Raw genomic sequence first — 9,963 nt, 5'->3', positions numbered from 1 at the left:
CCAGAAATGCGATTCCATTCTCCTTTAACCATACCTTCTAAACCATAAGAAAAACCTTTCCCTCGCTCCAAAGTTTCTGTTTCTGATTTTGCCTTCAGGGCCAATTGGTAATCATATTGATATAGGACAGACATATCTTTGTGGAAAGCCGAGATTGAATATTCCCAGTGGTCCGAAATGCGATGTTCAAAACTCATGATGCGGTGTTCAGAAGTAAGAGGATCTTTATCGGTAAGGGGAAAATAATAATCTGTAGTTTGGTTTGCCTCTACATCGCTGGTATTCATGGATTTTAAAAACTGGCGGTATATGCCCCAGGCTGCCTTGAATGTTTTATCTCCAAAGCGAAGCGCTAGGGAAACGCGAGGATCATTATACCAATTTGATTCTTTTTCTAATCTTGTATTTCGAACACCAAATTTAAACAGAGCGGGGCCCGCTTCAATTTTATCCTGGATGAACCATGCCAAAAGATCCGGTTTATGGGAAATGACATCGCGATTTAATTGATTCAATCCGAGTGCATTTTCAAAAGAAAATTTATTCAGTTCTGCACCAAGGGAAATTTGTTGGCCCCAAAACAAAAATCCGGTTAATTTTATTTTAGCCGTTTTTTCATCAACCAAGTTTAGTATCCGTGTTTCATACTCTAACCGCTGATCAATATTATTTATAGTATCTTTCATAGAAAAAGCCATGAATGAGCGGGAATCAACTCTAAAACTGGATTTATATAGATGCGTTTCCAATATTAAAAATGGTGAAAGGATTGACCTGCTCTGGATCCCCACTGCCAGATTTCGGGAATCATTTTTCATCCCAAAATCATATTTATCTGTAATCTTATCATCCATAAAGACTTTGAAAAACCCAAAATTCATATCCGAATAATCGAGATTTGAGAATAGAGAAAACCGTAAGCGCGTTTCTCCAAATTCCGTTAAAAAAGTAGTATTTAAATCATAACCGTGGTTGGGTGAATTAAATATAATATCCGTGGTTAAAGATGATCCAAATCGTCCTGACACCATTCCGGTCCCCCAGTTTCCCAGTGGGAATTCAACCGCCCCCTTGATACTTTCTGTGGATGGTTTGAATTCTCCCCGAGGTTTTCCTTTGGTCCCTTCTTTAGTGGTGAGGTAAAGGATGGATGCATTGCGCCCTCCAAATGTGGCATCGAAGCCCCCAACCAACATTTCAATATTTTTGATGGCATAGGGGTTAAATAATGATCCGCCACCCAAAGATTGTTGGGGGTTATAAATAGTCATACCATCCAGTTGAACGAGATTTTCGCCCGGATCACTCCCGCGTACATTATAAAGGGGCGAAAATTCATCCATAATGGTGACACTGGGAGAAAGTTTTACAAGCTGATAGATATCCTTATTGAGTTGTGGTATTTCTTTGAGTAAAACAGGATCAACCTCAAAACTGGCAATATCCATATCCCGCTGAACAATTGAACCCCTGTTTGAGACTACATCAATGGCGCTTAATTCCAAAACCTTTGAGACTAAGATAACCTTATTTAAATAGACGCTTCCTTTTGTTAAGTTAATCACCATGGGTTTTTCAGCATAAGCAATATGAGAAAAGCGAACTTGAATCGAATCGCCCGTAAGCCTTGTGAGGACAAAAAATCCATTGGCATCAGAAACTGCGCCCCGATCTGAACCTTCAATAATTACATTCACACCAATGATGGTGGCACCCGATTCTTCATCTACGATATATCCTGAAACAGTTTGGGAAATTAGGGTGGTAGATAAAAAGAGTAGAATAGTAATTAACTTTTTCATCGCAGTATCGTTCCCACAGTAATTAGAACGCCAGTCTTGGTAATCGGTATAATGTTTGGCCAGGGATTTATATCAACAATAACCCCAATGCCCCCATAAAGTCCTTCATGAAATTGCGGTCTGTATTCAATGTTATAAGCACCAAACCCATTAATATTATATAAATGATCTCCTTTCAGATTGGCAAATCGATCTGGATCATAATTCACAATTCCCACACCATAACCATAGGTTAATCTGCTTACGAAAGATTTGTTTAAACGGGTAAATTTCTGCTTACCATTTTTGAACAAAGAAAAAATCGAATAGCTATCCATTCTTTGATAGGTCACCCCAAATCCTGGTAATCCTTGTTCAAATTTATGTTGTTGATCCATTGGATAGTTGAGTGACACATGCCAATCCACCCGGTACCCGTCCGGGAATTTCGCATAGTCCAACCGCCCGAAGATGAATCGTTTATAAGGGTATGGTGAAATCGGATTAATATTTTCGGATTTTATGGCTTCATTTTGGTCGTTCACCCATTTCTCTAATACCCGTCCGGACAATCGCTCAAGTTTCTCATTCTTCTTCCTTTTTAAAGATATATCCCACTGCCATTCATTTAATATTTCACCTGATGGGGATTTTAATTGTGATTGCCCATTAAGAACCCTTCGGCTACCACCGCGACCGGAATAATCGTACCCAAATTCGAGATGGTTAATCTCCAAGGTCTTTTTAACCGAATCCCCATTGGATCCGGGCTGGGAATCAATTAAATCCTCTAATGGCTTATCCAGTTCATAGATAATATCGATGGGCACGTATTTATAAATAAATCGGTTAAATCCCTTTTTTATTTTTAATTTAAAAGTGGAGTCGGGAAACTCCATAGTATCCCGTTTTCGCCCTTGAGAAATTGAGAACACTTTTCCTTTGTTGGGCCGATTATCCACCACATTCACATCCATCAATTCAAAAGTGAGTGAATCGGTACTGATGGTAACCGTATCTGTGAGGAAATCCGTATTGAGTTTATCAAGAAAGGATTGGCCCCATAGGGATGTGACGGATATTAATCCCGCCATGGATAGATGAATCAGTTTCATTTTAAGTTATACTACTCAAAGGATTTCCTTTGTATAAATATGAAGCATCAATGAAGCATCAACTTAAGTTGAATCCTCCTACTTGTCATTACGGTCTAGATCGTATTGAGTGCATCCAACATCCCTGTTGGTGGCGAGCATTCGCAGGAAGCTCACGCCACTGTTTCATACCAAACAGAAATGAGATGCTGTCCCGGTTCCATACTTCCACCACAAGAAGATTGCTTTATTTCAAAAACCTTTAATTCGGGATGGTTTTCCAACCAGGAATTAATATCGTCTTCAAGGCGTACAGCTGTATTGGATTTACCAAAGAGTTTTCCGCCTTTTGAAAATATTTTTACTTTCATACTATCTCCTTTTATTCAATTTTATTTTTTATATATCCGTAAATAATTGCAATCACGACTCCAAATACGGGACCGAAAGACACACCCATGGCAACCCAAAATGAAACATTCCCGGTTACGGCACCAATAACAGATCCAATCGTAACACCAAAGCTAATTCCGAGGGCAACACCAATTCCGATTAATTTACTTTTCATTCGAGATCGGCATAGTTGGAATAATAAGATGCTGTGGTGTTCTGGATTATAATCCACTGATGCTGACTCTTAATAATTATCTGGAGGAGCATCTATCTGAGTCCAAATATCTGAACTGTAATCATAGGCATAGACTTGGCCTCCATATCTGCCTAGCTCGAATAATAAGATGCGATGGTGCTCTGGATCATATACCGCTGATGCTGGTTCGTAAAAATTATCTGGAGATTCATTCATCTGAGTCCAAATATCTGAACTGTAATCATAGGCATAGATTTGGCCTCCATATCTGCCTAGCTCGAATAATAAGATGCGATGGTGCTCTGGATCATATACCGCTGATGCTGGTTCGTAAAAATTATCTGGAGATTCATTCATCTGAGTCCAATTATTTGAACTGTAATCATAGGCATAGACTTGGCCTCCATATCTGCCTAGCTCGAATAATAAGATGCGATGGTGCTCTGAATCATAAACTGCTGATGCTGGCTCGTAAAAGTTATCTGGAGATTCATCCTTCTTTTCCCAAGTACCTGCATCAACCCCTCCTAAAACAAAGATCAATGCCACCCCAATACCGATTAATTTACTATTCATTCGCTTAGCCTGAATGGGGGATATTTATCTGTGGTTAATAAAACTGCGTAAGCTCCTACTCTTAATCCCCATCGCAAAGCACCCACCACAAAATCAAACATACTTTTTGGGTATCTCCCCGTGAGCAAAATAATAATCCATGCCAGAATTGTTGAAAGCATGACCCCAATCATGATAAAACAGAGTAGAATTATATGGGGGAAAACCAATAACCATTTGATTAGAGGCATCCATTGATTGAGATCTTTTTCTACATCAGGATATTCAATATGTACATGGACGGCCTGTTCTTCATCCGTTGAGGGGTACTCATGGCGTAGCAGCAATAAATAAGAGGATACGCGCAACGAGAATTTTGTCAATGCAATATTCCAATCAAACCACCATTTGGGATATTTTCTTCGAAAAACTATCATTAAAAGCGTCGGAGCGACTAAAATTCCCACCCAATATGATTCATTCGGAAATTGATCGTTATTATATCCATGATATGATAATAGTCCTAGAATAAGCATAATTGGAATGGCCGTGAATAACCGGAAAAACACAGTAAGCCGATTGGCTTTTTCCGGGTAATCGATTGTTAGGTTTGCAGGATATTTATCCATTTTTATTTTCTCCTTTTTTGATTAAAATTCATTTTCATACTCTCCCAATCATTGACATTGTATTAAGAACACAATGGGCAATTATCAGGGGCCATAGATTTCGTCCAAAAGTAACATAACCAATACCCATGACTAAACCAATAAGACCAACGGTAATGGATCTTTCGGAAAAATCATTAGAATGTCTGAATCCGAAAATTGCCGCTTGGGTAATTACTGCAAAAACTGTAGCAAAATTTTTCTTTGAGAACAATCGCTCTAACCAATTAATCAGAAAGCCTCTATCCAACAATTCTTCCAGCATTGACTCAATCAATATAAATGGTATAATTAAAAAGAAAAGTGCCCAATTTCCTTTAAGGTTACCAAATTTAGAAACGGCGTTCTTTTCGGACATGTCTGGCTCTAATAAAAATGGTATTTGATCTTTAAAAAATTGAAATATCATTATGGATATAGGGATAAATACAAGGATAATTCCAGTGACCATTAAAGTTTTTTTAATGCTTTTGGGCTTGCGTAAACCCAAATCGTTCCAAGTGACACCTCTTACTCTCATTCGCCATGATGCCACAACTAAAGTGGTAAAGGACCAAAAAAGACCATTGGCAATAAATCCTATATTGGGAATATTTACTTCTCGAATCAAAAACATAACTGATATATATAGGACTAAATCAAATAAAAAGTCCTTAAATTTATTTTGTTTTATATCGAGGCTGTTCATAATGAATGTTTGTTTTTTTTGATTGTATAAAAATTAAATGGTTGTCGAATTGATTTACCTAAGATAGGCTTCAATTTCACCAATAATAGTGTTTGTAAAAAGAGAACTGTTTTCAATTCCATAACTTTTCAATAATAAACTCAATAAAACGCATGTACCGGCAAATGCAAAAATAATTAAATATATTTTTGATTTAATTCCCTTTTTACTATTTACAAACAAAGCGATTAATCTTCTTTGTACACATCAAAATTTATATTGTCAATTTGAAGTGCTCGCAATCCAACGACGGCAATTATTTGAAAATATATACTCATAAATGTGGAACCAAAATGGCGCAACTCAAATGTATGAGCAACAATCGTGAAAGCGGCATAAATAGTCATAGCAATACTAACGATGGCCATTTGTCGAATAACGAAAGAGATTTGTCTTCTTCTATCTTCAAAACTCTGGTACGGATCTAATTTTTTACCGAACATATGCCAAACTGCCATTCCGATGAATAAGAGGTTTGTGCCCGAAATAATAACTATATTCATTATTCCACCAAACCAAGGATAATCATATCGTTGAAAATAGAAGATGAAACCAACGAAGGCTGCATAGACTAAAACTGTAGTTCCCATTAGTAAAGGTGAAATAAAATCAAATAATCGTCGAGGCTGAAACTCTGCTTTTTTTGCAGTACGTTCGTCTAATTTTCGCATCAGTTTGTAAAGGTTAAAAGATGCGATTTCTAAAAGAATTACCGGGGAAAATTGGACCATAAAAAAGAGACCAATCAATGCTTGATCCCATCTTTCACGATGTGAATCTTGGGGAAAATAAATAAACATATAACTCAATAAAAACAAACCGGCTATTAAAATGAACCAATTTATTATTCTGAAGTTTCGTTGTTTATCCTGATAATATTCAATGGGCATGGGATAAAGTTTTGGGAATTTTGACGGCGGATATGTGCTGTACACATGTTGAATTCGATTGGCAATTTTTTTTGGGAAATAAAATGACATCAAAAATAATTGATTTAAAAAAACTATGGCAAAAAGAAACTTGGTTTCCATTTTAGGCTCCTGGATTATTCTGGTTTTTCAAAACATTGGCGAATGCAATTCGGATTTCTGAATCTGTTGCACCTGTGTCCCGCAATGTTTTTATTGTATCGGTTAATTTTGTCGTGACTACTTCATTAAGATCAAAATTACAATTTGCTTTTGCATCCTTATGAATAAAAGTACCGCGATATCCTTTGGACTCAATTATGGAGTCCCTAATTAAATGTTTGTATGCTTTCGCAACGGTATTATGGTTCAGGTCTAAATCGTTTGCCAATTGACGAACAGAGGGCAATGCATCACCAAGGTTGATGTCCCCTTTTGCTACGGCATTTTTAATTTGTTCAATCAGTTGTGAAAAAATCGGAACCGATTCGCTGGTGTTTATGATTAATTCCATAAATAAAATTTTCCTCTGTACTGCATGTACTAATAGTACAACTATTATGATTTATAAACAAATGAAAAATTCTAATTAAGATTTGAAAATATTATTCTAACATACATTTGATATCTCTCTACCCTAACTTCCCCACTAATAAAAAGAATAAAGCATAAACACTAGGAGTGTGAAAGATGAATAAAGAGAATAAAGACCGTTTTTATTATAACAAGGAATTTTTAGGCAGTCCAGAAGGACGATCTGTCCGACTATTGTCTGAGTACTATGGCCCTCTCCAACGATTCAAACGAAACAAAATCCAGGATACTATTGTATTCTTCGGTTCAGCAAGATTGAAATCAGCAGAAGACGCAAAAGCTGCATTGGCCGAAGCACCAAAAAATCTATCCAAGGATGAACGAACCGTTTTAGAAACGAATCTGGAAATGAGCCGATATTATGAATCGGCCCGAGAATTATCATATAAAATGACGAAATGGAGCAAAGGACTCAAGCATAAGAAAAAACGCTTTATCGTCACATCCGGCGGTGGGCCGGGAATAATGGAAGCAGCCAATCGTGGCGCCACTGAAGCCAACGGACTGGCAGTTGGATTATCCATCTCCCTACCCTTTGAGACATCGGGGAATGAATGGATTTCTGATGATTTGGAAATCAACTTTCATTACTTTTTTATGCGTAAGTTTTGGTTCCTTTACTTGGCTAAAGCCATGGTGGTTTGGCCCGGTGGGTTTGGTACTTTGGATGAAGTGATGGAGGTACTCACCCTCATTCAAACCCAAAAACTACGGAAGCAGATTCCTATTGTTCTATTTGATAGTCACTTTTGGAATAATGTGGTGAACTGGGAATTTCTCGCAGATAAAGGTGTCATCTCTCGATCCGATCTGGACTTGTTCCAAATTTGTGATACGGTGGATGATGCCTATAATTACTTAACGAAAAGAATAACGGCGACGCATCTACGCGGACCCAATTTTTGAGGAGCATTATGAAAACTAAAATAATTCTTTTACTATGTGCTTTTTCTGTGCTGTCTGCACAGGTTGGGCCGGCTAAGGAACTTCATAGAAATCCACCACGAGCTTGGGCCCTGACAAATGCCACGATTCACAAATCACCGGGCAAAACCATTGAAAATGGAACTGTCATCTTACGGGACGGAATTATTACATCTGTTGGTTCAAATGTAAAAATTCCGAAACAGGCCACCATTCTTGATATGGATGGGAAACACATTTATGCCGGTTTTATCGAAAGTTGGCTGAATGTTGAAACGGTAAAAAAGGACACATCCCTCCAAGCCAATTGGAATTCAAATATGCGCGCTTATCTAAAAGGAGCTGACTTGTTTCATCCCAAGGAAAAAGCACTCAAAGAATTGCGTGGATTGGGATTCACCACCGCCCATGTTGCGCCAAAAGGCGGCATTTTCCAGGGCAGTTCCGGATTGGTTCAATTGGGCAATACACCCAAAGTGCTTTCAAATAATGTGGCCCAAGTGATTGAATACGCCGCTGGTGGGTGGGGCGCCAAAGAATACCCTACTTCTCTACTGGGTGCCATTGCTTTCATTAGACAAGGCTTTTTAGATGCAGATTGGTATAACAAAAGCCAGAGAATTCTTACCAAATATCCCGATGGAAATGAACCGATTCAGGCAGACCGTTCTTTAGCTGAATTGTCAATTGCAAAAATGAACAAACAACCATTTGTATTTCGAACTGGGAATGAATTGTATATCGACCGTTCCTCCAATATTGCTGATGAATTTGAATTGAACCTTTGGATTATGGGCAATGGTTATGAATATCGTCGGATTGAAAAAATGCCCGCATCTTTCATGATTGTTCCCTTGAATTTCCCGGCCAAACCAGAAGTGGCAGATCCACAGAATGCACTGCAATATTCCACAGAACAACTAAAACATTGGGACATGGCGCCTGATAATGCAGCCAAACTTGCTGATGCTGGATTTCAATTCGCCCTGACCTCCGCAGAATTAAAGAATAAAAAGGAATTTCGGAAAAACTTATCCCGAGCCGTCAACCGCGGATTAGATGAAACGGCAGCACTCGCAGCACTCACTACCAATCCCGCTAAAGAGTTTGGTCAAACCAAACGATTGGGAAAAATAGCCCCCGGATTCATAGGTAACCTTGTGGTAACTGATGGCAATTATTTTGATGAAAAATCCAAAGTGCAATCCGTTTGGATTGATGGCAATGAATATGAAGTGGCCCCCGACCCCTTGGTGGATGCGGCCGGTGAATGGACTTTGTCAGAAAGTAACAATACATGGACATTATCAATTAAAGCCGATGGTGGTTCACTCAATGTTGACGAGAAAAAAATGAAACTGGCCAATTATAAATTGGATCAAGACAGAATTTCATTCTCCGTTGATGGCGATACAATACTTCAAAAAGGCGTAACTCGTTTTAAAGGATCCATAACAGATGGCAAAGCATCTGGTGGTGTTGTCTATGCCGATGGATCAACAGACAAATGGACAGCATTCTTTGATAACACCAACGATAAGAAAAAGAAAAAATCTAAAAAAGAAAAAGCCAGTAATCTTTCATTGGTCTTTCCTGAAGGAGCTTATGGCCTTGATCGCGATGTACCCAATCCGAGAACCATTTTAATCAATGATGCCACAATCTGGACATCGGGACCAAAAGGTGTTTTGAAAGAATGGGATATTCTCTTTCAAGATGGAAAAGTAAAAAAGATTGCCCGGAATATTTCTCTCCCCCGTGGTAATGCTTTGGTAATAGATGGTACTGGAAAACACGTCACCCCGGGACTCATTGATGCCCATAGCCATATGGCAGGCGAATCCATCAATGAAGGCTTCCAAAATGTTACGGCAGAAGTACGTATGCGAGATGTGATAGATCCCAATGATGTGGCCATGTATCGCGCCCTCGCCGGTGGGTTGACTACCATCAATCTGCTCCATGGTTCTGCCAATCCAATTGGCGGTCAAAATGTAGTAATGAAACTCCGTTGGGGCAGTTTCTCTAACGATTTAATTCTGAAACATGCACCTCAAGGTATCAAATTCGCATTGGGTGAAAATGTGAAGCGTGTCCGTTCTTACGGCAGATACCCTGAAACT

Annotated in this window: 11 protein-coding genes; 2 read left to right on the top strand and 9 right to left on the bottom strand. The window is 38.6% G+C overall.

Annotation, left to right across the window (positions count from 1 at the left end; all coding sequences use genetic code 11):
* From HN459_10000 to HN459_09960, 9 genes are all read right to left on the bottom strand, one after another.
* A partial coding sequence (locus tag HN459_10000) for a TonB-dependent receptor (GenBank protein MBT3479773.1) occupies positions 1-1,802 on the bottom strand: 1,802 nt, incomplete at its 3' end.
* A complete protein-coding gene (locus HN459_09995; GenBank protein ID MBT3479772.1) occupies positions 1,799-2,896 on the bottom strand; it encodes a hypothetical protein in 1,098 nt (365 codons plus the stop codon). The genes HN459_10000 and HN459_09995, both read right to left, overlap by 4 nt.
* A gap of 152 nt (positions 2,897-3,048) precedes the next feature.
* Entirely contained in the window at positions 3,049-3,246 is a 198-nt protein-coding gene (locus HN459_09990) for a hypothetical protein (GenBank protein ID MBT3479771.1), read from the bottom strand.
* Positions 3,247-3,257: 11 nt separating this feature from the next.
* Positions 3,258-3,443: a hypothetical protein gene (locus tag HN459_09985; GenBank protein MBT3479770.1), complete on the bottom strand. Its 186-nt coding sequence runs from the start codon at positions 3,441-3,443 to the stop codon at positions 3,258-3,260.
* Positions 3,444-3,512: 69 nt separating this feature from the next.
* On the bottom strand, positions 3,513-4,040 hold the full coding sequence (locus tag HN459_09980; GenBank protein ID MBT3479769.1) for a hypothetical protein: 528 nt from the start codon (positions 4,038-4,040) through the stop codon (positions 3,513-3,515).
* The gene (locus tag HN459_09975) at positions 4,037-4,648 is read right to left on the bottom strand and encodes a DUF4389 domain-containing protein (GenBank protein MBT3479768.1); all 612 of its coding nucleotides are present in this window, start codon (positions 4,646-4,648) and stop codon (positions 4,037-4,039) included. Before HN459_09975 ends, HN459_09980 begins: the two co-directional genes overlap by 4 nt.
* Before the next feature lie 34 nt (positions 4,649-4,682).
* On the bottom strand, positions 4,683-5,375 hold the full coding sequence (locus HN459_09970) for a CPBP family intramembrane metalloprotease (GenBank protein ID MBT3479767.1): 693 nt from the start codon (positions 5,373-5,375) through the stop codon (positions 4,683-4,685).
* 227 nt (positions 5,376-5,602) lie between these two features.
* Entirely contained in the window at positions 5,603-6,394 is a 792-nt protein-coding gene (locus tag HN459_09965) for a hypothetical protein (GenBank protein MBT3479766.1), read from the bottom strand.
* 52 nt (positions 6,395-6,446) lie between these two features.
* Positions 6,447-6,836 (bottom strand): GntR family transcriptional regulator, encoded by a 390-nt coding sequence (locus HN459_09960; GenBank protein ID MBT3479765.1) that lies wholly within the window; start codon positions 6,834-6,836, stop codon positions 6,447-6,449.
* A 176-nt stretch (positions 6,837-7,012) separates the two neighbouring features.
* Between HN459_09960 and HN459_09955 the strand changes: the two genes are divergently transcribed.
* Positions 7,013-7,822, top strand: a complete 810-nt coding sequence (locus HN459_09955) for a TIGR00730 family Rossman fold protein (protein MBT3479764.1) — start codon at positions 7,013-7,015, stop codon at positions 7,820-7,822.
* An 8-nt stretch (positions 7,823-7,830) separates the two neighbouring features.
* Positions 7,831-9,963: amidohydrolase family protein (locus HN459_09950; GenBank protein ID MBT3479763.1), on the top strand; the 2,133-nt coding region annotated here is incomplete at its 3' end.

This window comes from Candidatus Neomarinimicrobiota bacterium (assembly GCA_018647265.1).
Lineage (GTDB): Bacteria > Fidelibacterota > Marinisomatia > Marinisomatales > TCS55 > TCS55.
The sequence above is the reverse complement of the archived record's forward strand: the minus strand, read 5'-3'. Positions and strand labels throughout refer to the sequence as shown.